The sequence below is a fragment of the Serinicoccus chungangensis genome (assembly GCF_006337125.1).
GTDB lineage: Bacteria > Actinomycetota > Actinomycetes > Actinomycetales > Dermatophilaceae > Ornithinicoccus > Ornithinicoccus chungangensis.
This window is the reverse complement of the sequence record NZ_CP040887.1, coordinates 1,009,541-1,033,620: the sequence shown is the minus strand read 5'-3', so window position 1 is coordinate 1,033,620 and position 24,080 is coordinate 1,009,541. Positions and strand designations below refer to the sequence as shown.

General features: G+C 74.5%; 18 protein-coding genes. 12 read left to right on the top strand and 6 right to left on the bottom strand.

The genetic code is table 11. The features are described 5' to 3' along the window. Positions 1 to 21: 21 nt before the first annotated feature. The 3 genes from hrpA to FHD63_RS04660 form a co-directional block, all read right to left on the bottom strand. Positions 22 to 4,170 carry an ATP-dependent RNA helicase HrpA gene (gene hrpA, locus FHD63_RS04670; RefSeq protein WP_238705768.1) on the bottom strand — a complete coding sequence of 1,383 codons (4,149 nt, stop codon included), beginning with the start codon at positions 4,168 to 4,170 and terminating at the stop codon, positions 22 to 24. 116 nt (positions 4,171 to 4,286) lie between these two features. Next, on the bottom strand, positions 4,287 to 4,721 hold the full coding sequence (locus FHD63_RS04665) for a hypothetical protein (RefSeq protein WP_139720533.1): 435 nt from the start codon (positions 4,719 to 4,721) through the stop codon (positions 4,287 to 4,289). 120 nt (positions 4,722 to 4,841) lie between these two features. Continuing rightward, complete coding sequence (locus FHD63_RS04660; protein ID WP_238705767.1) at positions 4,842 to 6,089, bottom strand: DUF445 domain-containing protein; 1,248 nt, start codon at positions 6,087 to 6,089, stop codon at positions 4,842 to 4,844. 217 nt (positions 6,090 to 6,306) lie between these two features. Between FHD63_RS04660 and FHD63_RS04655 the strand changes: the two genes are divergently transcribed. Next, entirely contained in the window at positions 6,307 to 8,034 is a 1,728-nt protein-coding gene (locus tag FHD63_RS04655) for an aminotransferase class V-fold PLP-dependent enzyme (protein WP_139720531.1), read from the top strand. Between the two features lie 234 nt (positions 8,035 to 8,268). Here the strand turns inward: FHD63_RS04655 and FHD63_RS04650 are convergent, their stop codons facing one another. From FHD63_RS04650 to FHD63_RS04640, 3 genes are read right to left on the bottom strand one after another with little or no spacing between them, the layout of a single operon-like run. Then, a complete protein-coding gene (locus FHD63_RS04650; RefSeq protein ID WP_238705766.1) occupies positions 8,269 to 8,898 on the bottom strand; it encodes a DsrE/DsrF/DrsH-like family protein in 630 nt (209 codons plus the stop codon). A gap of 12 nt (positions 8,899 to 8,910) precedes the next feature. Then, positions 8,911 to 9,225, bottom strand: a complete 315-nt coding sequence (locus tag FHD63_RS04645; protein WP_139720529.1) for a TusE/DsrC/DsvC family sulfur relay protein — start codon at positions 9,223 to 9,225, stop codon at positions 8,911 to 8,913. Positions 9,226 to 9,230: 5 nt separating this feature from the next. Further along, a complete protein-coding gene (locus FHD63_RS04640; RefSeq protein WP_238705880.1) occupies positions 9,231 to 10,235 on the bottom strand; it encodes an NAD(P)/FAD-dependent oxidoreductase in 1,005 nt (334 codons plus the stop codon). Between the two features lie 326 nt (positions 10,236 to 10,561). Here FHD63_RS04640 and FHD63_RS04635 point away from each other — a divergent pair, with 326 nt between their 5' ends. The 11 genes from FHD63_RS04635 (at position 10,562) to FHD63_RS04585 (ending at position 24,020) form a co-directional block, all read left to right on the top strand. After that, a complete protein-coding gene (locus FHD63_RS04635) occupies positions 10,562 to 10,861 on the top strand; it encodes a DUF1905 domain-containing protein (protein WP_139720527.1) in 300 nt (99 codons plus the stop codon). Positions 10,862 to 10,981: 120 nt separating this feature from the next. After that, entirely contained in the window at positions 10,982 to 12,235 is a 1,254-nt protein-coding gene (locus FHD63_RS04630; RefSeq protein ID WP_139720525.1) for a toxic anion resistance protein, read from the top strand. Position 12,236: 1 nt separating this feature from the next. After that, complete coding sequence (locus FHD63_RS04625) at positions 12,237 to 12,860, top strand: hypothetical protein (RefSeq protein WP_139720523.1); 624 nt, start codon at positions 12,237 to 12,239, stop codon at positions 12,858 to 12,860. Continuing rightward, positions 12,857 to 14,548, top strand: a complete 1,692-nt coding sequence (locus FHD63_RS04620; RefSeq protein ID WP_238705765.1) for an AAA family ATPase — start codon at positions 12,857 to 12,859, stop codon at positions 14,546 to 14,548. The genes FHD63_RS04625 and FHD63_RS04620 overlap by 4 nt, the downstream gene beginning before the upstream one ends. Then, positions 14,545 to 15,741, top strand: a complete 1,197-nt coding sequence (locus FHD63_RS04615; RefSeq protein ID WP_139720522.1) for a hypothetical protein — start codon at positions 14,545 to 14,547, stop codon at positions 15,739 to 15,741. Before FHD63_RS04620 ends, FHD63_RS04615 begins: the two co-directional genes overlap by 4 nt. Beyond that, entirely contained in the window at positions 15,738 to 17,198 is a 1,461-nt protein-coding gene (locus tag FHD63_RS04610; protein WP_139720520.1) for a hypothetical protein, read from the top strand. The genes FHD63_RS04615 and FHD63_RS04610 overlap by 4 nt, the downstream gene beginning before the upstream one ends. Continuing rightward, on the top strand, positions 17,195 to 18,331 hold the full coding sequence (locus tag FHD63_RS04605; protein ID WP_139720518.1) for a hypothetical protein: 1,137 nt from the start codon (positions 17,195 to 17,197) through the stop codon (positions 18,329 to 18,331). The genes FHD63_RS04610 and FHD63_RS04605 overlap by 4 nt, the downstream gene beginning before the upstream one ends. After that, positions 18,328 to 20,601: a serine/threonine-protein kinase gene (locus FHD63_RS04600; RefSeq protein ID WP_139720516.1), complete on the top strand. Its 2,274-nt coding sequence runs from the start codon at positions 18,328 to 18,330 to the stop codon at positions 20,599 to 20,601. Before FHD63_RS04605 ends, FHD63_RS04600 begins: the two co-directional genes overlap by 4 nt. Further along, on the top strand, positions 20,598 to 21,665 hold the full coding sequence (locus FHD63_RS04595) for a PP2C family protein-serine/threonine phosphatase (RefSeq protein ID WP_139720514.1): 1,068 nt from the start codon (positions 20,598 to 20,600) through the stop codon (positions 21,663 to 21,665). Before FHD63_RS04600 ends, FHD63_RS04595 begins: the two co-directional genes overlap by 4 nt. Further along, positions 21,658 to 22,962 carry a VWA domain-containing protein gene (locus FHD63_RS04590; RefSeq protein WP_139720512.1) on the top strand — a complete coding sequence of 435 codons (1,305 nt, stop codon included), beginning with the start codon at positions 21,658 to 21,660 and terminating at the stop codon, positions 22,960 to 22,962. The genes FHD63_RS04595 and FHD63_RS04590 overlap by 8 nt, the downstream gene beginning before the upstream one ends. Continuing rightward, positions 22,962 to 24,020 (top strand): FHA domain-containing protein, encoded by a 1,059-nt coding sequence (locus FHD63_RS04585; RefSeq protein WP_139720510.1) that lies wholly within the window; start codon positions 22,962 to 22,964, stop codon positions 24,018 to 24,020. The genes FHD63_RS04590 and FHD63_RS04585 overlap by 1 nt, the downstream gene beginning before the upstream one ends. The last annotated feature ends 60 nt before the right edge of the window (positions 24,021 to 24,080 follow it).

Genomic DNA, 24,080 nt, shown 5'->3' with positions numbered 1-24,080 from the left:
GACCCGGTCGAGGGAGCGCGATCAGCCGGCCGCCTCGGCGCGGTCCATCGCGGCGTAGATCCGTTTGGCCGACACCGGGGCGGGCGTGCCGAGCCGCTGGGCGAACAGCGAGACGCGCAGCTCCTGGACGGACCACACGATGTCGCGGACGTCCGGGTCCTGGCGGCGGTGCGGCGGCAGCGCCGCGAGGAAGTCCCCGAGCTCGCGCTCGACGACGTGCACCTCCTCCATGCGCTGGCGGTCGCGCGGCAGGTCCTGCACCCCCTTGTCCAGCCGCTCCGTCATCGCGCGCAGCCAGACCACCATCCGCGGCAGCCGCGCGCGCCCGACCTCGGTCACGAACCCGGGCCGCACCAGGGCGTCGAGCTGACGGCGCAGGTCGGTCGCGAGGTCGGCGGCGGCCGGGGCGTCGAGGCGCTGCAGCCGCAAGGACACCTCGCGCGCGGTGTCAAGGATGGGCACGAGCGACTCCACGATCTCCAGCACCCGGGGCACGCTCTGCTGCCGCACCCCGGTGAGGGCGGCCTCGAACTGCGCGGGGTCGCGGACGGTCGCGCCCGGCTGCTCGGCCACCACCGAGTCGACCGCCGCGGCGAGCGCGTCCTCGAGCAGCGCCGGCACCGACCCGTGGGGGTTGTGGCCCAGGGAGAGCTTCTGGCTGTTGCTCAGCAGCGACAGCAGCCGCTTCCACGGCGGGGTGGTGCCCAGCAGCAGCAGGCGACGCACCCCGCGCAGCGTCTCGCGGTCGGCCTCCGACCGGGTCGCGAGCACCCGGACGTCCACGGCCGCGCCGGTGTCGACCAGCGCGGGGAAGCCCTGGACGGTGCGCGGACCGACCGAGCGGCTGAAGCTCTCCGGCAACGGGTCGAGGTCGGGGGGCCACGCCGTCAGGCCGGTGCGCTCGACGCCCGAGGCCGCGGCGGCCATCGTGCTGCGCACCTGTCCGGCGAGGCTCTCCTGCAGCGCCGCGAGGTCCTTGCCCTCCCCCAGCACCTCGACCCGGCCCCGGCCGCGCCTGCCCTGCGTGCCGCGTGCGCCCTTCTTCGCGCCGGCGCCACCCTGGCGTCCACCGTCACCCGGCCGCGCCGCGCGCTCCACCCGGAAGGTCATGCGCAGGTGGTCGGGCACCCGGTCCCAGTCCATGTCCTGCGGCGACACCCGCACGAGCCCGCGCCGGGTCAGCTCGTCGGCGAGCGCCTCCCGCACCGGAGCGACGCCGACCGTGCCGGCCTCCCGCATACCCCGCAGCGCGGCCCTCGCATGGTCCGGAGCGGGGACGAAGTTGCGGCGCACGTCCTTGGGCAGCGCCTTGACCAGCGCCGTCACCAGCTCCTCGTGCATGCCGGGCACGAGCCAGTCGAAGCCCTCCTCGGTGACCTGGTTGAGCACCTCGACCGGCACGTGGGCGGTGACGCCGTCGGCGTCGGCGCCGGGCTCGAACTGGTAGGTCAGGCCCAGGGTGAGCTCCCCCTGGCGCCACCCGGTCGGGAAGTCCTGCGCGCTGACCTGCTCGCCGGCGTCCCCGACGAGCAGCTCCTCGGTGAAGGTGAGCAGACGCGGGTCCTGCGTGCGGGCGGTCTTCCACCACGTGTCGAAGTGGGCGCCCGAGACGACCTCGGCCGGGATCCGGGCGTCGTAGAACTCCACGAGCGCCTCGTCGTCGACGAGGATGTCCCGTCGGCGGGCCCGCGCCTCGAGCTGGCCGAGCTCCTGGACCAGGCGCCGGTTGGCGTGGAAGAACTCGTGCCGCGTCTCCCAGTCCTCCTCGACGAGGCCCTGGCGGATGAAGAGGTCCCGAGCGGTCTCCGGGTCGATGCGGGCGAGCGGCACGGTGCGCCCCGCCACGAGCGGTATGCCGTAGAGCGTCACCCGCTCGTCGGCCACCGCGGACCCGGCCGAGCGCGACCAGCGCGGCTCGCTGTAGGACCGCTTGACGAGGTGCGCCGCGGCCCGTTCGACCCAGGCGGGGTCGACGACCGCGTTGGTGCGCGCCCACAGCCGGGTCGTCTCGACCAGCTCGGCGCTCATGACCCACTCGGGGTTGCGGCGGTGCAGGACGGAGCCGGGCTGGAGCACGAACCGGGCGTTGCGGGCCCCCAGGTAGGCCCGGGCCTCCCGCTCCCACATGCCGACGTTGGACAGCAACCCGGTGAGCAGCGAGGTGTGCACCTGGTCGGCGTTCGCCGGGTGCTGGTTGACCTCGAGCCCGAGCTGCTTGGCGGCCCGCTTGAGCTGGGTGTGCAGGTCCTGCCACTCCCGCACCCGCAGGTAGTGCAGGAACTCGGCCTTGCAGAGCCGCCGGAAGGCGCTGCCGGAGAGGTCCTTCTGCTGCTGCTGGAGGTAGCGCCACAGGTGGAGGACGACGAGGAAGTCGCTGTCGACGACGTCCTTGGCCGAGGCCTCGCCCTCCTGCCGCGCCCGACCACCGCGCACGGGTCCGGTGGCGCCGCCGACCCGCCGGAACCGCGCGTGCGCCTGGTCCGCCTGCTGCTGGTGGTCGGCGGGCCGCTCCCGGACGTCCTGGATGGACAGCGCCGCCACGATGACCAGCACCTCCTTGAGGGCACCCTGCCGCTCGGCCTCGATGAGCATGCGGGCCAGCCGCGGGTCCACCGGGAGCCGGACGATCGCCCGGCCGTATGCCGTGAGCCGCTGGCGGGGCAGGTGCGCCGGGGCGGTGGGGTCGATGGCCTGGAGCTCGGTGAGCAGGCGGACGCCGTCGGCGACCTGCCGGGAGTCCGGCGGCTCGAGGAAGCCGAACTTCTCGATGTCGCCCAGCCCCAGGTTGGTCATCTGCAGGATGACGCTGGCGAGGTTGGTGCGCAGGATCTCCGGGTCGGTGAACTCCGGGCGGGCCGCGAAGTCGTCCTCGCCGTAGAGCCGGATGGCGATGCCGTCGGCGAGCCGGCCGCAGCGCCCGGCCCGCTGGTTCGCCGAGGCCTGGCTGATCGGCTCGATGGGCAGCCGCTGGACCTTGAGCCGCTGGCTGTAGCGGCTGATGCGCGCGGTGCCGGTGTCCACGACATACCTGATGCCGGGGACGGTGAGCGAGGTCTCGGCGACGTTGGTGGACACGACGATGCGGCGCCCGGTGTGGCGGGAGAACACCCGGTGCTGCTCGGCGGCGGAGAGGCGGCCGTAGAGCGGCAGCACCTCGGTGCCCGGCAGGTCCAGCCCCGTGAGCGCGTCGCAGACGTCCCGGATCTCGCGCTCGCCGGAGCAGAAGACGAGGACGTCCTCGCCCCGCCCGTCCCGCCCGGTGGCCTCGGTCCACAGCTCCTCGACGGCCTCGACCACACCGGTGACCTGGTCGACCTCGACCTCGGTCGCCGAGCCGTCCTTGCGGGGTGGACCCTCGCGGACCAGCGGCCGGTAGCGCACCTCCACCGGGTAGGTGCGGCCGGAGACCTCGATGACCGGGGCCGGCTCGCCCTGCGCGTCGGCGAAGAACGCGGCGAAGCGCTCGACGTCGATCGTCGCCGAGGTGATGACCACCTTGAGGTCGGGCCGGCGCGGCAGCAGCTGCCGGAGGTAGCCCAGGATGAAGTCGATGTTGAGGCTGCGCTCGTGCGCCTCGTCGATGATGATCGTGTCGTAGCGCCGCAGGTCGCGGTCCCGCTGCAGCTCGGACAGCAGGATGCCGTCGGTCATGACCTTGACGAGGGTGTCGTCGCAGGAGACGTCGGTGAAGCGCACCTGGTAGCCCACCACCGTGCCGAGCTCGACCCCCAGCTCCTCGCTCACCCGCTCGGCGACCGAGCGCGCGGCGATGCGACGGGGCTGCGTGTGACCGATCATGCCCTCGACGCCGCGCCCCAGCTCCAGGCAGATCTTGGGCAGCTGGGTGGTCTTGCCCGAGCCGGTCTCGCCGGCGACGATGACGACCTGGTGGTCACGGACCGCCGTCAGCAGGTCCTCGCGGCGCTCGCTGACCGGCAGCTCGGGCGGGTAGTGCAGTGCCGCGGGGGCCGGCGCGGCCGCCCGACGGGCCTCGACGTCGGCCGAGGGCCGGGTGTGCCTGGCCTCACGCTCGTCCCGGGCGTGACCCCGTCCGCGGCGACCCGAGCCGCTCCTGCCCCGACCCCGACGAGAGCCCCCCGGGCCGTCGGAGCGCCTCTTCTCCTCGGCACCGGACCGGTCGGGTCGCGGACGGCGGTCGGGCTCGGGCACGCCTCCCACTGTAACCAGCGGGCACCAGCGGATTTGCCCGCGCGGGCGGGTCCGGCGGCACCGGTCGGCAGGGGCCGCCGGCCCACGCCGAGGTGGCCGTCCTCCGGCCACCGGGCTCAGGCGGCGCCGGTGCGCGGGCTCAGGCCGAGCGCCACCGGCAGCGGGGTCACACCGGCGTGGGTGGCGAGGTAGGTCCCCCACAGGGTGAGGCCCGCCCTCGCGCACGCGTCGAGCGCGTGCTGGTGCAGCCGCCGGTCGGCATCACCCACCAGCCCCCGGGCGCGCGCGATCGCCAGCACGAACCCCGGGGTGTCGGGCAGGTCCGTGATGATCTCGACCATCCGGTCGAGCACCCGGACGGGGTCCTCGCCGTGCAGGTCGCCCACCACCACGGGCTGGGCCAGGTTGCCGCCCGGGCGGCACAGGAGGAAGCCGATCGCCCCGGAGCTGCGGTCGGCGTCGCTGACGACGAGATCGACGACGTCGGCGGTCAGCACCGGGTCGTCCAGGACCCGGGCGGGCCAGTCGGAGGGAAGGTTCTCGAAGCTCATCCTCAGAGCCTGCCGCGGACGGCCGATTCCGCGCAGAAGTTGTCCACAGGGTCCGCCCGGGGCCGTCCCCGACCCTGCCCGTGCAGCACCGGTCCAGCCCGCGCCGGGCCCGGCGCGGGCTCAGAGCAGCTGGGAGAGCGCGTGGATGGTCACGCCGACGAGCGCGCCGACGACCGTGCCGTTGAGCCTGATGAACTGCAGGTCGCGGCCCACGTGCAGCTCGATCTTGTCCGAGGCCTCCTGGGCGTCCCAGCGGCGGATCGTCCCCGAGATGACGGAGGTGATCTCGGGGCCGTATCGCTGGACGAGGTCGACCACGGTGTCGGCGGTCCAGGCGTCGAGCCTGGCCTGCAGCCGCTCGTCCTCGACCAGCTGGCGCCCGAGCGACTCCAGGGCTGCGGACATGCGGGCGCGCAGGGCGCTGCGCGGGTCCTCCAGCGCGACGAGGACCGAGCTGAGCAGCGTCTCGCCGAGCGCGACGCCGGTGGCACTCACCTGGGGATGCTCGAGCACGCGGTCCTTCAGGGACTCGAAGCGCTCCTGGGTGCGCGGGTCGTGCTGCAGGTCCCGGCCGAGGTCGGCGAGGTAGGCGTCGAGCGCGTGCCGCACGTTGTGCTGGGGGTCGTCCTTGACGTCCTTGGCCCAGCGCAGCACCTCGGTGTAGACCCGCCGGGTGACCTGGTCGTTGACCCAGGTCGGGGCCCAGGAGGGGGCGCGCGAGCGCACGATCGACTCCACCCGGTCCTGGTGCAGGGCCAGCCAGGCGTGCAGCTCGCGGGCGAGCAGGTCGACCAGGCCCCGGTGCGAGCCGTCCTCGACGACCCGCTCCAGCAGGTGGCCGGCCACCGGCGACAGCGGCTCGCGGCGCACCCGCGGCAGGATGACGTCGTCGACGAGGACCCGGATCTCCTCCTCGTCCACCCGCTCGACCGCGCGGACGAGGAAGGGCACCGCCTCGGTGACGACCCGCTCCGCGTGCTCGGGCTCGCGCACCCACGCCCCCAGGCGCCGCACGACCTGCGCGTCGAGGATCTTCTCGCGCAGCACGGGCGCGGTGAGGAAGTTGTCGCTGACGAACTGCTCCAGGCTGTCGCCCAGGTCGTCCTTGCGGCGACGCACGAGGGCGGTGTGCGGGATCGGCAGCCCGAGCGGGTGGCGGAAGAGGGCCACGACGGCGAACCAGTCGGCGATCGCCCCGATCATGCCCGCCTCGGCACCGGCGTTGACGTAGGCCCACACGCCGGTCCGGTCGTGGGTGAGCACGTAGATGACCGCCATGAGGACGAGGAGCCCGGTGGCGACCATCCGCATCTGCCGCAGCCCGGCACGGCGCGCGGCGTCGTCGAGGCGTATGCCGGTGCTCGCCACCCGTCCTCCTGCCGCGTCGCCCTGCGGTCGGCCGTCCGGCCGACCTGCTGACGGTCCAGCCTAATCCGTGGGTCTGCCGACCTCTCCGGCGCCGGCGGGGACGGGCGCCACCGGCGACGGTCGTCGAGCCGCTGACCTGCAGGCATACCGTGGCGTTATGCCTCACCGGACCTGAGGCTCGTTGTGCCGGCCGGGGTGGTTCGCCACGCTGGGCGCCATGACCACGCAGAGCCCGGCGCCGCCGACCACGCCGACGGGTCCCGGCGACCACCCGCTGCTGCGCCGGATCCGGGAGTCGGTCATCGGCGAGGACCACGTGATGAGCACGCCCTACGGCCGGCGCCGGGTCACCTACGCCGACTACACGGCCTCGGGTCGTGCCCTCACCTTCATCGAGGACGCCATCCGCGACGTCGTCCTCCCCGGCTACGCCAACACGCACACCGAGTCCAGCGGCACCGGGCTGCAGACCACGCGGCTGCGCGAGGACGCCCGGGCCGCGATCCACGAGGCGCTCGGCGGCGACGAGGACACCGTGGTGCTCTTCACCGGCTCGGGGTGCACCGGTGCGATCGCCAAGCTCGTGGGGGTCCTCGGGCTCCGCATCCCGTCAGCCCTGGAGGACGCCCACCAGCTCTCGGCGCACATCCCCGCCGCCGACCGCCCGGTCGTCCTCATCGGGCCGTTCGAGCACCACAGCAACGAGATCCCGTGGCGGGAGAGCATCGCCGACGTCGTGCAGGTGGCCATGGACGCCGACGGGCACATCGACACCGGCGACCTGCGCGAGACCCTGCGCCGGCATGCCGACCGCCCCCTCGTCATCGGGTCCTTCTCGGCCGCGTCCAACGTGACCGGCATCATCACGGACACCCATGCCGTCACCGAGGTGCTGCACGAGCACGGGGCGCTGGCGTTCTGGGACTTCGCCGCGGCCGGGCCCTACGTCGACATCGAGATGAGCGCCCCCGCCGGACGGCCCCGGGCCTACAAGGACGCGGTCTTCCTCTCCCCGCACAAGTTCATCGGTGGCCCGTCGACCCCGGGTGTGCTCGCCGCCCGCCGCGAGCTCTTCGCCAACCGGGTGCCGGACGTGCCGGGCGGCGGCACGGTCGCCTACGTCAACCCGGCCGAGCACTCCTACCTCGCCGACCCCGAGCACCGGGAGGAGGGCGGCACGCCCGCCATCGTCGAGGCGATCCGGGCCGGTCTCGTCTTCCGGCTCAAGGAGGCGGTCGGCGTCGACACCATCCGGGCCCGCGAGGACGAGTTCCTCGACCGGGCGGTGCGCGCGTGGTCGGCCGAGCCCGACCTGCAGCTGCTCGGCAACCTCGACGCCGAGCGGCTGTCGATCCTGTCCTTCGTGGTCCGGGGCCGCCAGCGGCCCTACCTGCACCACAACTACGTGGTCGCCCTGCTCAACGACCTCTTCGGGATCCAGGCGCGGGGCGGCTGCTCCTGCGCGGGGCCCTACGGGCATACCCTCCTGGGCATCGACACCGACCGCTCGCACGCCTTCCAGGAGCGGATCACCAGCGGCTGCGAGGGCATCAAGCCGGGCTGGGTGCGGGTCAACTTCAACTACTTCATCTCCGACACCGCGGCGGACTACGTCATCGAGGCGGTGCGCATGGTCGCCCGCGACGGCTGGCGGCTGCTCGGGGACTACCGCTTCGACGTCATGACCGGCCTCTGGCGGCACCGCGCGGGGCTGGTGGAACCACCGGTGCGGCTGTCCGACATCAGCTTCGGGGCCGACGGGGCGGTCACGCTCCCCCGGCCCGGCCCGACCGGGGGCGAGGAGCTGCTCGCCGAGCACCTCGAGGACGCGCGCCGCATCCTCGCCGAGGCTCCCGACCGTCCGCTGCCCGAGGCGGCCGACGAGCACGCGGGTGGTGCCCCGGAGCTGCGGTGGTTCGACCTGCCCGAGGTATGCCTGCGCTGACCCGCCGGGCCGACGCCGTCCACGGCCGCAGCGGAGCGCGGGCTCGGGGCAGCACCACGGGTCACTTCGGTGTCACTGGCATCGCGGTGCAGAGATATTGCCATTTGCCGGGGATATAACCCCCGCATACGGCAACTTCCCCGCACGGTGGTGAGCCTGTGGCTTCTGGGGCGGGTGTGCTGACGCGGCCGGGTGGACAGACCGCATCCCACCCTCCTGACCAGCCGGACAGGCTCAGACGAAGACGATCTGGGCGCCCTGGGCGATCTCGATGAAGTCGCCGGCGCTGATGACCCCCTCGACACCGGGGTGCAGGTCGGCCTCGAGCATCTTGGCCATGTCGAAGCTGAGCCGGCAGGCGTACAGGTGGGCGCCGGATGCCTGCAGGAGGTCGAGGAACTCCGGCACCGTCGGGATGTCCTGCTCGGCCATCTGCCGCTTGAGCATGCGGGTGGCCATGCCGGTCATCCCGGGCAGGTTGCCGAGCGCCTGCGGCACGGACGCGTGCTCCAGGCCCGGCCGGACCCGGCCGAGGTCGTCGAGGTGCATGGCGGTGTTGCCGGCCAGGGTGAAGCGCAGCTTGTCGTTGGTCTTCGTGTTGATGATGTCCAGGCCCCAGAAGGTGAAGAAGAGGTGGACCTCGACCCCCTCGCCCAGGGCGGCGTTGCCCATGATGAGCGCGGGGTAGGCCATGTCGAGGTTGCCCTTGGAGCAGATGAAGGCCATCTTGCGCGGGCCGTCGTAGCTCGTCGTCGTGGTCACCGCGGTGGCCTCGCCGGTCTGCACCGTCCGGGTCGTCCGGGGCGCGTCGCCGAAGTCGGGGAGGATGAAGCCCTCCGGCAAGGTGCTGGTGGTCGTGGTCACGGGATCGCCTCTCTAGACGCAGCCGACGGGTTTGCGGAGACCGGCCAGCCACGCCATCTTCTTGGCCGGCTTGCCGGGGAAGAGCCCAAAGAGGGCCTTGATGTCGAAGCCCCCGACGGTCTGCATCCGCCGGAGGGTGGGCGTGACGCCGGTCCGGGCGGCGTCCTCGCGCATGAAGCGCAGCGGGGCCAGGTGCTCCTCGTCGAGCTCGATCCCGATGAGGGCGGCGAGCTCGGTCGCGAGCTCCTCGCTCCACTGGTCGCGGTCGGTGAGGAAGCCTTCCTCGTCGACGGCGAAGGAGCGTCCGTGCAGGGTGTTGGTGGGCATCGGGGTCAGTGCTCCTTCGGCGGCTTCTTGCCGGCCATCGACAGGTGGGCGGAGACGGGGAGCCGGTGGCCGGGCAGCAGCACCTTCCAGTAGAGCTGCTCGAAGGCGAGCTTGCCGAGGTGGTTGGCGCGCGAGGGGGTGAGCAGCCGCATCGGTCCGGCGACGGGCACCGGGAAGGCGCCCTTGAGGGGTTGGGTGTCGTAGTTGAAGTCGAGCAGCAGCGCCTGCCCACGGCCGGACTCGACGAAGCAGTTGGCGTGCCCGTCGAAGGAGTTCGGCAGCGGCCGACCCGCGACGGCGGCCAGGAAGTTGTCGACGAACAGCTCGGTGGCGAAGTGCGCCACCGACCCCGCCTTGGAGGTCGGTATGTCGCTCGCGTCGCCGAGGACGAAGATCCGCTCGTGCTCCAGGCTGCGCAGCGTGTGCCGGTCCACCGGGACGAACCCGGCGTCGTCGCCGAGCCCCGAGTCGACGACGAACTGCTGGCCGGTGTGCGGCGGCACCGTCACGAGCAGGTCGAAGGGCAGCTCCCGGCCGTCGTAGGCGACCAGCCGTCGACGCTCGTTGTCGATCCGCTCGACGGCGAAGTCGGCGGCGAGGCGGATGCTGCGGTCCTCGAGCAGGCCACCGAGCTCGGCGGAGGCGACCGGCTTGGTGAAGGCGACGTCCAACGGGGTGACGTAGGTGATGTCCACCTGGTGCCGGATCCGGCGCCGGCGGTAGTGGTCCTCGGCCAGGAACGCGAACTCCAGCGGCGCGACCGGGCACTTGATGGGCATCTCGCTCACGTGGACGAGCAGCCGACCGGAGTCGAAGCCGGCGAGCGCGTCCCTCAGCGCGGTGGCGCCCTCGTGGGTGTAGAACTCGTGCACCGCGTCGCGCCACAGCGCCCCGTCGGCCATCCCGGGCACCAGGTCGGGGCGGGGCACGGTGCCGCTGGCGATGACCAGCCAGTCGTAGTCGAGCAGGTCGCCGCCCGCGAGCTCCACCTGCCGCCGCTCCGGATGCACCAGCCGGACGGCCTCCTCGCGGAAGGTCGCCCGACCGGGCAGGAAGTCGCGGCGGTCCTTGACGACCGGTCCGGGTCCATCCAGAACGGCACGAAGAGGTAGCCGGGCTGGTAGTGGTGGTCGACGTCACGGTCGACCACGGTGATCGACCAGTCGTGGTCGAGGGCCTTGGCGAGGTGGTTGGCGGCCATGGTGCCCGCGGTGCCCGCCCCCAGGATCAGGAGCCTGTTCATGACCCAATACTACGCCGTGTCGTATGTCGTGTGGACCGCGGGTCTCCACCGTCGCGGACACCCGCCGTCCGCCGGGCGCACTAGCGTGACGGCATGAGCGAGGCCCCGGACCTGGAGTTCACCGGCGCGGTGGTCGAGTGGCGTGAGCCGGCCCCCTTCCACTTCCTCGTCACCCCGCCGGAGGAGAGCGAGTGGCTCACCGAGGTGATGCGCGAGGTCACCTACGGGTGGGGGATGGTGCCGGTCCGCGGCCGGGTGGGCGGGACCGACTTCACGACCTCGCTGTGGCCCCGGCGGGGGGCCTTCTGGGTGCCGCTCAAGGACGCCGTCCGACGCGCCGAGGGCATCGAGCTCGGCGACACGGTGACAGTAGGGCTGACGATCCGCACCTGAGGGGGGTGGCCCCCGTGTGAAAAGGTGGAACCCGGGTCACAATGGGCACGTCGCAGGGAGCGCGTCCGCGTGACCCGGCGGGGGCGGGCGCCCCCGCACCAGGCACCTCGAGGAGAGACGATGACCGACCAGCCGCAGCCGCTCGCCGCGCCGGAGCCCCAGGCGGACCCCCTGGTGCTCACCGCCCCCTCCCCGTCCGAGCCGGTCGCCCAGACGGCGGCCCCGCGCATGGCGCCCCAGGTCGACCCGGAGGCCATGCCGGCCCTCGACGCCAAGGTGGAGGCATACCTCGCGGGCCTGACCGGGACCGAGACCCGGTCGCCGGAGTTCGCGCAGCGTGCCGCCGACGTGCGGACCATGGGCGACGCCGACATCCGGGCCGCGGCCGAGACCTCCAACCGCCTGCTCAAGTCCCCCGTCCGGGCCATCCAGCAGGGGGGTGTGTCCAAGGAGTCCAAGGTGGCGCAGACCCTCACCGAGCTGCGGCACACCGTCGAGGACCTCGACCCGGCGCAGGCGACCGGGGTGAGGAAGTGGTTCGAGCGGCTCCCCTTCTCGGACCGCCTGACCACGTACTTCCAGAAGTACGAGTCGGCCGAGAAGCACCTCGACGCGATCCTGCACGCCCTGCGCAGCGGCCAGGACGAGCTGGCCAAGGACAACGCGGCGCTCAACCTGGAGAAGCAGCAGCTGTGGGAGTCGATGGGCCGGCTCAACCAGTACGTCTACATCGCCGAGCAGCTGGACGCCAAGGTCGCGGCGACCATCGCCGAGCTCGACACCAGCGACCCGGACCGCGCCAAGGCGATGCGGGAGGACGTGCTCTTCTACGTCCGGCAGAAGCACCAGGACCTGCTCACCCAGCTCGCGGTGTCGATCCAGAACTACCTGGCCATCGACATCGTCATGAAGAACAACATCGAGCTCATCAAGGGCGTCGACCGGGCCTCGACCACCACGGTGTCGGCGCTGCGCACGGCGGTCCTGGTGGCGCAGGCGCTCAACAACCAGAGGCTCGTGCTCGACCAGATCACGGCGCTCAACCAGACCACCTCGCAGATGATCCAGAGCACCAGCGAGCTGCTGCGGGACAACTCGGTGGCCATCCAGGAGCAGGCGGCCTCCTCCACGCTGGGGCTGGAGCAGCTGCAGGCGGCGTTCACCAACATCTACGCCACCATGGACGCGATCGACGAGTTCCGGGTCCAGGCCCTGGACGGCATGTCCCAGACCATCGGGGTGCTCGAGGGGGAGGTCGAGAAGTCCCGCACCTACCTCGACCGGGCGCGCCGGACCGACGGCCGGCTGGCCGGTGGGCAGCTGGACCTGGACGGCGGCCGGCCGGGCGGGACGCTGTCGTCGGGACCGCGCTGAGGTGGGCTTCTCCGACCTCCTGGACCGGATGCTGGGGCGCCCGGCGCCCGACGACGGCCGGCTGGAGCTGCCCGCTCCCCCGACCGCCCGGGACGTGCACGAGGCGCTCCGCTCGACCGAGGAGCTGCTGGGCTCCAGCGCGCTCCCCTCGGTCGTCGTCGCCCGGGGTGCGCGCGTCATCGACACCGTGCGCGACACCCTCCCGCGGCTGGAGAAGCTCAGCGGCAGCGACCTGGGCTACACCGTCGTCGCCACCGCGACCGACTACCTCCCGGAGGCCGTCGGGGCCTACCAGCGCCTCCCCCGCCGGTATGCCGACACCCGCCCGGTCGACGGCGCCAAGACCTCGCTCATGGTGCTCGTGGACCAGCTCGACCTGCTCGGGCTGACGATGGACCGGGTCTTCGACGCGGTCTACCGCCAGGACGCCCAGGAGCTCGTCGCCCAGGGGCGGTTCATCGCCGAGAAGTTCGGCTCTTCCGGCGCCGGCGGCTCGTTGCGCATCACCCAGGAGGAGCACGTCCCGGTGCCCGCGCCCGGCGGGTCGGCCGGCGGACCGGGGAGCACGGACGACGGGTCGGACGGGGTGAGCCCGCTGGCGCCACCGCAGGGAGGGGCACGATGAGCACGGGCACGGTGCGTGACGCGGTCGAGGTGCTCGCCCGCGTCGGCAGGGAGGCGGGCCTGGACGAGCGCGCGGCACGAGCGGAGGGGCAGGTCATCGCCGCCGCGGTGCTGGAGCAGCCCGGGCCGAGCAGTGCGCACACGCTGTGGGCGGGGGCGTTCGAGCAACCGGCGAGCGACTTCTTCGGCGCGGTCCCCCGGGGCCGCAGGTATGCCTCCATCCCCACCCCGCTGCTCTCGACGCTCGTCGCGGAGCGCAGCCCGCGCGCCGCGGGCTACGCGCAGGCGCTCGCGGACGTCGCGACGGCGGCCTGCGCCCTGCCGGGAGCAGGTCAGCTCAGCGTCGGCAAGGCGACCTCGGTGGGACGCACCCAGCTGGCGGCCGCCGGCGTGGCGCCGGCCCACGGGGCGGGGACGGCGACGGAGGGGCTCACCCCGCCCTCCGGCGGAGCGGTCCCGTCGGGTGCCGGGGGTGCGCCCCTCGACGCGGGCCAGCTCCAGACGTGGTCCAGCGAGCTGCTGCGGCGCGCGCAGGAGCAGTCCGCGCGGCTGGGCGAGCTCCTGGGGCAGCCACGATCGACGCCGGGGCACGGCCCGGACCAGCCGGCGGTGACGCCGGGCGGGGGCGCCGGGCAGGACGTGGGCCCGCCGTCGGTGGGCCCGCCCCCGCCGGCTGCGCCGCCGGCGGGCGAGCCGGAGCACGCCGGGACCGAGGGGCAGCCGGAGGAGCCGGAGGCCGAGGCCGAGCCGGAGCGCTCGGTGGAGGAGCTGCTCGCCGAGCTGGACGAGCTCATCGGGCTGGAGCGGGTCAAGGCCGAGATCCACCGGCAGGTCGCGGTGCTCAAGATGGACGCGCGACGGCAGGAGGCAGGCCTCAAGGTCGCCACGCTCACCCGGCACCTGGTCTTCGTGGGCAACCCGGGGACCGGGAAGACCACCGTGGCCCGGCTGGTCGGCGGCATCTACCGCGCGCTCGGCCTGCTGAGCAAGGGGCAGCTCGTCGAGGTCGACCGCAGCGAGCTGGTGGCGGGCTACCTGGGCCAGACCGCTGCCAAGACCGCCGAGGTGGTGGGCAGCGCCCACGGCGGCGTCATCTTCATCGACGAGGCCTACAGCCTGGGCGGGGACCAGTACGGCAAGGAGGCCATCGACACCCTCGTCAAGGAGATGGAGGACCACCGCGACGACCTGGTGGTCATCGTCGCGGGCTACCCCGACCCGATGGCCGACTTCATCGCGACCAACCCGGGCCTGGAGAGCCGCTTCCGCACCATCATCGACTTCGCCGACTACACCGACGACGAGCTCGCCGCCATCCTGCAGCACCTCGCCGCGCAGATGGACTACGACCTGAGCGGGCCGGCCCTCACCCGGTTCACCGAGATCCTGGCGGCCACGCCGAGGGGGCCGAGCTTCGGCAACGGCCGGTTCGCGCGCAACCTGCTGGAGGCGGCCATCGGGCGGCACGCCTGGCGGCTGCGCGACGAGGAGGGTGCGTCGGTGGAGGAGCTGCGCACCCTGCAGCAGGAGGACTTCGAGGACCGCGACGCCGTCGACCTGTCCGTCGCGGCGGACGGGACGGGCGAGGGGGCGCCAGATCCGGTGGCCCCCGACGGCGAGCAGGAGGACGTCGACGCCCACCACGACAGCCCGCTGCCGACGACCGACGACGGGCAGGGCCGGGCGTGAGCACCCCGCAGGGAGCGTCGTCGGCGTCCGCCCGTCCCGCCCCGACCGCGTCGACGGCCCCGACCCCGGGCACCGCCCCGGACGCCTCGCAGACGCAGCCCGCGACCGGCCAGCCCGTCGGCCGCGCCCTGTCCGCGCGGCAGCAGCGACGGCGGGACGAGACCTCCAGCACCCCCCGGCTCCTGCGGCTGGCGCGGGCCGGGGCGGCCGCCGCCGCGCTGCTCACCGGGGTGGTCGCCACCGGGACCTTCTCGACGGACGGGCTCAACGCCACGCCCAACGTCGTCGCCGACCAGTGGGCGGCTGCGGAGCAGGCCCGGGTCGACATCCCCCGCGCCGACCTGCTGGCGGCCCAGCGGGTCACCGACCCGGCCGCCGCGGGCGAGCAGGGGCTGGAGACCTACGACGAGGTGCTGCGGGCGGCCGCCACCGATCTGAGCCGCACGGGCGACGACGCGGGCGGCGCCGCCGGCGACTGGAGCACCTTCGTCACGGGGGTCGAGCGTGCGGTGGCCCAGGAGTCGACCGAGACGTATGCCGCCGCCTCCGCCGCGGCGGCGTCCGCGACCGACCAGGTCGCCGAGGTCGCGGATGCCCGCGCCGACGACCTGCTCACCGGGTCGCGCTCGATGCTGACCACGGTCGTCGGCACCCTGGGCGTGGCCGTGCTGGTGGGGATCATGGTGTGGCTGGCGCTGCGCACCCGCCGCATCGTCAACGTCCCTCTCACCGGCGCGGCCCTCGTCACCGCCGGCCTCACGTGGCTCTCGGTGAACCCCGGCGCCCTCCCGCTGGACTACGACCAGTACGTCCAGGACACCCGCGCCTCCACCACGGCCCTGCAGGAGGTCTACCAGGCGCGGACCGCGCAGCTCGCCGCGGCCGCCGGCGTCGACGTGGACGCGCAGGAGCAGGTGACCCAGGCGACCCAGGCGCTGGACCGGGTCGGCGACCCCGCCCTGGAGCAGGCGTGGTCCGAGGTCGCCGCCGGCGACGACCCGCAGGAGACCACCGGTGCCTACGCCCAGGTGGAGGACGCCCTGGCCGCCCGCGTGACGGACGACCTGGACCGGGTCGAGCCCGGTGTCGGGGCCCCGGCGGCCCTCACCGCGGCCGGGGCGCTGCTCCTGGGCGTCGTGGCGGCCGGGCTCGCCTGGACCGGTGTGACCCAGCGGCTGCGGGACTACCGATGAGCGGGGAGCGCCGGTGGGACGACGAGCCCGAGCTGCCGCCGATGACCATCCTCGGCGAGGACCGCCCCGACGTCGAGGACACCACGGTCGAGGAGCTGCGCGCGCAGCAGGAGGAGCTGGAGCGGGCCCGCCGCGAGCTGGCCGAGCGAGCCCGTGAGGAGCGCGAGCGCGCCGAGGAGCAGCTGGCCGCCGAGCGCCGGCGGGCCGAGCAGGAGCTGGCCCGTCGTCAGCGGGAGATCGACGACGCCGAGCGCCGCCTGCTGCGCACCGAGCGACGCCTGCGCAAGGAGGCGGAGCGCTCCGGCCGGCATGTCGACCTCCCCCCGACGCCTCGCCGCCAGGCCGCCCGCGGCCCCGACAGCGAGCTTCTCGATGCGGCCCGGGCCGAGCTCAGCACGAGGGTCCCGAGGCTGGGGCTCGCCGCCACCCTCGCGCTGGGTGCCGGGCTCGCCCTGGCGCTCGGCAGCGCGGTGTCGACGGACCGGGTCGAGCAGGGGCAGACGCAGACGTTCACCGTCCTCGACACCGCGCAGGCCGACCTGCGCGATGCCGTGTCGTCCCTCGACGCCGAGCTGGTGAGCTACGCGACGGGTGACCCCGTGACGCTGGACGACGCCGGGCAGCTGCCCAGCGTCACGGCCGCGCTGGAGGTCCTGGGTCGGGACGGGGTCGACCCCTACGCCGCCGAGCGACTGTCCGAGGCCGAGCCGGCGCTGTCCAGCGACACGGTGAGCCCGGTCCGTGCGGCCACCGCCTGGAAGGACACGCGGAGGGACATGGCGTATGCCGTCTCGTCCTGGGACGTGGAGCGCGAGCTGGAGGAGCTGCGGCCCGGGTCGGCGCTCGGCACCCTGCTGCTGTGGGCGGGCGCCCTGCTCCTCGTCGTCGCGGCGGTCGTGCTGCTGCGCGCAGGGGCCAAGGTCGCCGGTGCCTTCTTCGTGCTGGCGGCCCTGTCGACGTCGCTGCTCGTCGTCCAGGACACCCAGCCGGGGTGGCGACGGGCGGTGGTGGCCCACGAGGAGGCAGCCGACCGCCCCACGGGACTGCAGCAGGTCGTCGAGGACGACCTGTCCGTCCTGGTCGGGCTGCGCTCGCTGGACCCCTCGCAGACCGAGGACGACGAGTACGGCTACTGGAACCAGCACTACGGCCTCGAGGACGCCGACGACCCGGACGGCACGGTGGCGCAGGCCCGCGCCGACCTGGGCCGGGTCCTCAGGGAGGACGGCAGCCAGCAGGAGCAGCGCGCGGCCGCCCTCGACCTCGTCGCAGCGGCCGACGAGGCACGGGACCCCCTGGAGGCCGACCTGGTCACGGCCCGGGAGGCCGTGGTGGTCGAGGCGACCACCGGTCCCTCCGCCGGGCTGCTGGGTGCCGGGCTGGGGCTCGCCGTGCTCCTGCCCTTCGCGGGGCTGGGGGCGGAGTCGCTGGCCCGCCGCCGGAAGGAGACGCCGTGAGCTCCGCGCACGCCACCGCGCCGCTCGCCCCCGGCAGCATCGGGGCGGACGTCCCGGACACCGAGCTGCTGGCCTACCTCGACGCCCTGCTGCGGTGGAAGGACCGCCGACGCACGGAGCTGGCCGCCCTCGACGAGGCCGCGCTGGCCGTCGCCGACCCCCGCGAACGGGCCGCGGTCACCCCGGACGTGACCCTCTCGATGACCCTCTGGCAGGCCGTGGCGGACCGGCTGGCGCTCATCCAGGCGACCTGGGACAGCGGACGGGTGGGCGAGCAGGAGCGACGACGGATCACCACCCTCGTCTGGGGCAGCCTGGAGCAGCCGGGCACCCGCGGGTCCCAGTCGCTGGCGGTCTCGCTGCCCGAGGCCTGCCGGCTGTCGGACTCGCTGGCCTCGTCGCTGCGCTCCCGGCTGCGCCTGGACGGGGCCGACCCCGACCTGTCCGGCCGGCTGCGGGCGCTGCGGCAGCAGGTGGAGCGGATCGCCGACCAGGTCGCGCTCATCCCGGACTCCCGCTCCGGCTCGGCGGCCGCGGCGCACCGCGAGCTGGACGAGCGGCTCACCGAGGTCACCGACCGGGCCGCCCGGGGCGCGGACGTCGGCGGGCTGCTGGGACCGCTGGAGTCGCAGGCGGCCACCGTGGAGCGCGACCTCATCGTCGCCGCCTCGGCCCGGGCGCACGCCAAGGCCGACCACGCCCAGGCCACCCGGGAGGTCGCCGAGCTGTCCGCGCGCGGCGAGGCGGTCCGCGCGCTGGCCCACCGCGCCCGCGCCACGGTCACCCCGGCGCCCCGGCTCGGCGTGCCCGACGTCGCCGCCCTGGGTCCGGTGCCTGGCGACCCGGCCGAGCTGACGGCATACCGGGAGCGGCTGGAGCGCGTCGAGCGTGCCCTCACGGTCGCGCAGGGCGAGTACGCCGCCGCGCTCACCCGGCTGGAGGACCTCACCGAGCGCGCCGCCCAGGTCCGGCGGCGGCTGACCCAGGCGTCGGGAGAGCCCGAGCCGGCCATCGAGGCCCTGGCCGACCAGACCGACGCCCTCCTGGCGACCCGCCCGACCGACCTCACCCGGTTGCAGGCCCTCGTCCAGGCGCAGGAGAGCTTCGCCACCGCGATGGGAGGACGACCGTGACCGCGTGCCAGGAGCCCGGGTGCACCGGCCAGTACGAGGACGGCTGGTGCAACGTCTGCGGTGCCCCCGAGCCGCGTCAGGCGCCGATCGAGGCGACCCCGGTGCGCCCGGACCCGGTCCGCGCCGCGGACGCGGCCCCGACGACGTCCGGAGCAGCATCGTCCGCTGGGGCGGACCCGGCGCAGGGGTCGGTGCAGGTGGTCGCCACGCCGGCGCCGGGTCAGACGCAGCAGGCCGTGCGCGCGGCCCGGGTGCGGCGCCGCCGTGCCGGTGCGGCCGGTCGCCGCTCCCGGCTGGGCCTGGGCCTGACCGACGTGCCGGACGTGCCGGTGACCGACCCGACCGAGAAGCTCATGGTCGACCCCCGGGTCCCCGAGGACCGCCGCGTCTGCCCCGCCTGCGGCGCCGACGTCGGGCGGGCCGCCGGGCAGGCGGAGGGACGCCAGCAGGGCTTCTGCCCGCAGTGCCGCGCCCCCTACTCCTTCACGCCCAAGCTGGAGCCCGGCGAGCTGGTGGCGGGCCAGTACGAGAACGTCGGCGCCCTCGCCCACGGCGGGATGGGGTGGATCTACCTCGGCCGGGACAAGAACGTGTCGGACCGGTTCGTCGTGCTCAAGGGGCTGCTCAACACCGGTGACGAGGACGCCCTCGACGCCGCCGTCGCCGAGCAGCAGTTCCTGGCCCAGGTCAAGCACCCGCTGATCGTCGAGATCTACAACACCGTCCAGCACGACGAGGACGCCTACACGGTGATGGAGCACGTGGGAGGCCGCTCGCTCAAGCAGCTGCTGCAGGACCGGATGGCCCAGGCCGGCCGCTACGCGCCCTTCCCCGTCGACCAGGCCCTGGCCTACGTCATCGAGGTGCTGCCGGCCTTCACCCACCTGCACGAGCTCGGGCTGCTCTACTGCGACTTCAAGCCGGACAACCTCATCCACGAGGGCGACGGCATCAAGCTCATCGACCTCGGCGGCGTGCGCCGGCAGGACGACCTGGACTCCCCCATCTACGGCACGGTCGGCTACCAGGCGCCCGAGGTGGCCGAGGTCGGGCCCTCGGTCGCCTCGGACATCTACACCATCGGCCGCACCCTCTGCGTGCTGACCTTCGAGTTCCGCGGCTACCAGAGCGAGTACGTCCACTCCCTGCCTCCCCTGTCCCAGGTCCCGGCCTTCACCGAGCACGACGCCTTCTACCGCGTGGTCGCGCGGTGCTGCGCCCCGGACCCCAACGACCGCTTCCTGTCGGTGGAGGAGCTGCGCAGCCAGCTCGTCGGGGTGCTGCGCCAGGTCGTGGCGGCCAGCGGGACCGACCGGCCCGCCACCCTCTCCGCGCACAGCCCGGCCTTCGACCCCCCGGTCACCACCGGGGAGACCCTGTCGTGGTGGGAGCTGCCCGAGCTCCAGCGGGACGACACCGACCCCATGCTCGACTGGATCTCGGGTCGCAGCACCAACGACCCGCAGGCGACCTACGAGGCGCTGGGAGGCGCCCCGGAGGAGACCCCGGAGGTCTTCCTCGCCCGGGCCCGCGCCGGCATCCGGATGGGTCAGCGCGGGTGGGTGGAGGAGGCCGTGCGCGGGCTGCTCGCCGAGGACCCCTGGGACTGGCGGGGCTCGTGGGTCCGGGGGCTGTGGGCGCTCTCCCAGGCCGAGGGGGAGCACGTCCGCGAGCGTGCCCAGGAGGCCGGCGGCCACTTCGCCGCGGTGCGGGACGCCCTCCCGGGCGAGATCGCCCCGCGCATGGCGCTGGCGCTGGCCACCGAGCTGGCGGGCTACGACCAGGCCGCCGAGCTGGACTACGAGCGGGCGTGGCGCACGGACGCGGCCTACGTCGCGCCCGCCGCCTTCGGTCTGCACCGGGTGCGGATGCAGCGCGGCGACGTCGACGGCGCCATCGCCGCCCTCGACTCGGTGCCGGCGAGCAGCCGCGCCCACCCGCGCGCCCGCTGGCTGCGGGCCGAGCTGCTGCGCCGACGGGGAGGTCTCGCGGACCTGCGCGAGGCCATGCACTCGGTCACCCGCCTCACCCTCGACCCGCGCCAGCGCGCGCAGTTCAACGCGGTCATCTACGAGCAGGCGCTCGCCCAGGTGACCGAGCACGGCCCGAAGCCGGACTGGCGGGTGGGTGAGGTCCCCGTCACCCGCGACGCGCTGCAGCGCGCCCTGGAGCGGGAGTACCGCGTCCTCGCCGACTACACCCCCGACCCGCAGGAGCGGGCCGGGCTCATCGACCGCGCCAACGCGGTCCGTCCCTGGAGCTGGACATGAGCGACCCGACCACGGCCCCGCTGCCGGACGACCCGACCGCCCCGATCCCCGCGCCCGGGCCGCCCCCGGGGGACGGTGCGCCGGAGGAGGAGCCGGAACCGTTCAGCGACGGGCCTCCGCCGCTGCCGGAGCCGATGCTGGTGCTGGACGGCGAGCTGCCCCCGGCCGCCGCACCCACGCCCGAGGCCGACCACGGCACCTGCGCGTCCTGCGGCGGCGGCTTCGACGAGGAGGGGTGGTGCACGCGCTGCGGGGAGCGCCGCCCCGACCCGCGTCACCACGTCACGTCCGCACCCTCGGCGGCGGTGGCCGGGGTGTGCGACCGCGGCCGGCGGCACCGCGACAACGAGGACGCGATGGCGCTGTGGGCCGACGACGACGAGCCCGGGCGGGCCGTGCTCGTCGTCTGCGACGGGGTGTCCAGCGCCCCGCGCTCGGCCGAGGCGAGCCTGGCGGCGGCCGAGGCCGCGCTGGAGCAGCTGCGGGGCCCCGGGGACCCCGAGGGGCGGCACGACCGGGCGGCGCGGGCCGCAGCGGACGCCGTCGCCGCGGTGGCCGCCGAGAGCCACCGCGACTCCCCGTCGTGCACCTACGTGAGCGCCGTGGTCGAGGACGGCCGCGCCAGCATCGCCTCGATCGGTGACAGCCGGGCCTACTGGCTGCCCGACGCCGGGGAGCCGCACCGGCTCACCAGCGACGACTCGATGGCCGAGGAGCAGGTGCGCGCCGGCATACCCCGGGCCGAGGCCGAGGCCGGCCCCCTGGCGCACACCATCACCCGGTGGCTGGGCCCGGACTCCCCCGACCACCGGCCCGGCACCGCGACGCACGACGTCGCCGCCCCCGGCTGGCTGCTGCTCGCCAGCGACGGCCTGTGGAACTACGCCTCCGACCCGGCCGACCTCGCCGCCGTCGTCCGCTCGGTCGCCGCCCGGGCCGGGCACTCGCCCGCCGCCCTCGCCCAGGGCCTGGTGGACTGGGCCAACGAGCAGGGCGGCGCCGACAACATCACGGTCGCCCTCGCCCGCTGCGGGGACGCGAGGCAGGATGGTGCCCATGGCTGAGTTCACCTCGACCGTCCACCAGAACGAGTTCCTCCCCGACGGGGGCACCGACGTGCACGCCATCGTCTCGGTCACCTGCTCCGGGGCCGGCGAGGTGGTCGCCTGGGGCGGACCGGGCGTCGGGGGCGGCTCCGGCGGCGACGCCGGCGAGGTCATCATCGTCGACGTCTCGGGCTCCATGGACGTCCAGGGGGTGCAGGCGGCGGCGTATGCCGCGTCCGCCGCGCTCGACGAGATCGTGGACGGGGTCTGGTTCGCCATCGTGGCGGGCAACCACGAGGCGGCACTGTGCTACCCGACCGGCACGTCGGCGGCCATGGCCCGGATGTCGGCGCAGACCCGCCTGGAGGCCAAGCGGTCGCTGCAGCGGCTGGCCCCGGGCGGCGGGACGGCGATGGGCCGCTGGCTGCTGGCGGCCGGCCAGCTCTTCGCGACGGTCCCGTCGCTGTCGAAGCGGCACGCGATCCTGCTCACCGACGGCGCGAACCAGCACGAGACCCCGCAGGAGCTGAGCTGGGCGCTGGACCAGGTGCGCGGCCGGTTCCAGGTCGACTGCCGCGGGCTCGGTGCCGCCTGGCAGGTGGCCGAGGTCCGCCGCATCGCCGAGACCCTGCTCGGCAGCGTCGACCTCATCCGCACCTGGGACGGGCTGAGCGAGGACTTCGCCGCGCTCATGGCGTCCTCCATGGGCAAGGGGGTCAGCGACGCGCAGCTGCGCGTGTGGGCCCCCCAGGGCGCCGAGGTGCTCTTCGTCAAGCAGGTGAGCCCCACGCTGGAGGACCTCTCCGGCCGCCGGGTCGAGGTCAACGCGCTCACCGGTGGCTACGACACCGGCGCCTGGGGCGACGAGACCCGCGACTACCACGTCGCGGTGCGCCTGGCGCCCAAGGCGGTCGGCCAGGAGCAGCTGGCCTCGCGCGTGCAGCTCGTCGTGGGCGGCGAGGTCCGCGCGCAGGGCCTCGTCAAGGCCGCCTGGTCGGCGGACGACGTGCTCACGGCCCAGATCAGCCCGGAGGTCGCGCACTACACCGGCCAGACCGAGCTGGCCTCGGCCATCCAGGAGGGGCTGCGGGCCAAGGCCATGGGCGACGACGTGACCGCCACCTCCCGGCTCGGCCGCGCGGTGCAGCTGGCCCGGGAGACCGGTGACGACGGGGCGACGTCACGGCTGTCGCGGGTGGTCGACATCGAGGACGCCGCGACCGGTCGCGTGCGCCTGCGCCGGCACGTCGACAAGCTCGACGAGATGGAGCTGGACACCGCGTCCACCAAGACGACCCGGGTGCGGCCCAGCTGATGGTGCGGTGCCCCGAGGGCCACGACAGCGAGGCCACCGACTACTGCGACACCTGCGGCGCACCCATCGGCGCGGCGCCGACGGGGTCGCCCGACCCGTCCGGTGCCGGTGCCGTGGGCGCTCCGGCCCCGGCGGCGGGCGGCTCGGTCCTCGACCTCGACGAGCCGGTCGCCCAGACCCAGACCTGCCCGCACTGCGGCGGTGTCAACGTCGCGGACGCCCTCTTCTGCGAGGCGTGCGGCTACGACTTCACCACGGGCGCCCTCCCGCTCGGCGCCGAGCCCGAGCCGGAGCCCGGCGGGGAGCCCGAGCCGGACGGCGAGGCCGACCCGACCCCCCAGGCGGACCCGGCGGCCGCACCCGAGCCCGAGCCCGAGGAGGACCCCGCGGTCGCAGCCGAGCCCGAGCCGGAGGTAGACACGGCGGTCGCGCCCGAGGCGCACGGCGAGGACGACCCGACCCCCGAGGCGGAGCCGGCGGCCACACCCGAGCCGGAGCCCGCTGCGAGCGCGGCAGCGGAGCCGACCCCCGGGCCGGAGCCCCAGGGACCCGCCGCGGCGACCGGGACGCCCCCGACACCCGCAGACCCGGGCTCGGCCGCGCACGCGAGGCCACGGCATACCCCGCCCTCGCGCGACCTGGCGGACACCTGGGTGGTGGAGGTCTGGGTGGACCCCGACTGGTATGCCGTGCAGCAGACCGCGGAGGCGTGCCCCAGCGCCGGGGTGCCGGACGTCGTGGTCGTGCGCCGCAGCGTCGTCATGGTGGGCCGGCCCTCGGGCAGCCTCGGCGTGCGGCCGGAGGTGGACGCCGGCGCCGACAGCGCCGTCTCACGTCGTCACGCCCAGCTGACCAGCGACGGGACCCGGTGGTGGATCGAGGACCTGGGCAGCAGCAACGGCACCTACGTCGGCGTCGTGGGCGAACCGCTGCCGACGCAGGCCCTCACCCCCGGCCAGCGGGTCGAGATCGACCGGGACGACCGCATCTACGTCGGGGCGTGGACCCGGCTGGTGCTGCGGCAGGCGACGGCGGCCGAGCGGACCGGTCAGGGCTGAGCGCGAGGTCGGCGGCGTGCCGCACCCTGCGTCCGGACCGCCGGTGCACCTAGAGTCGAC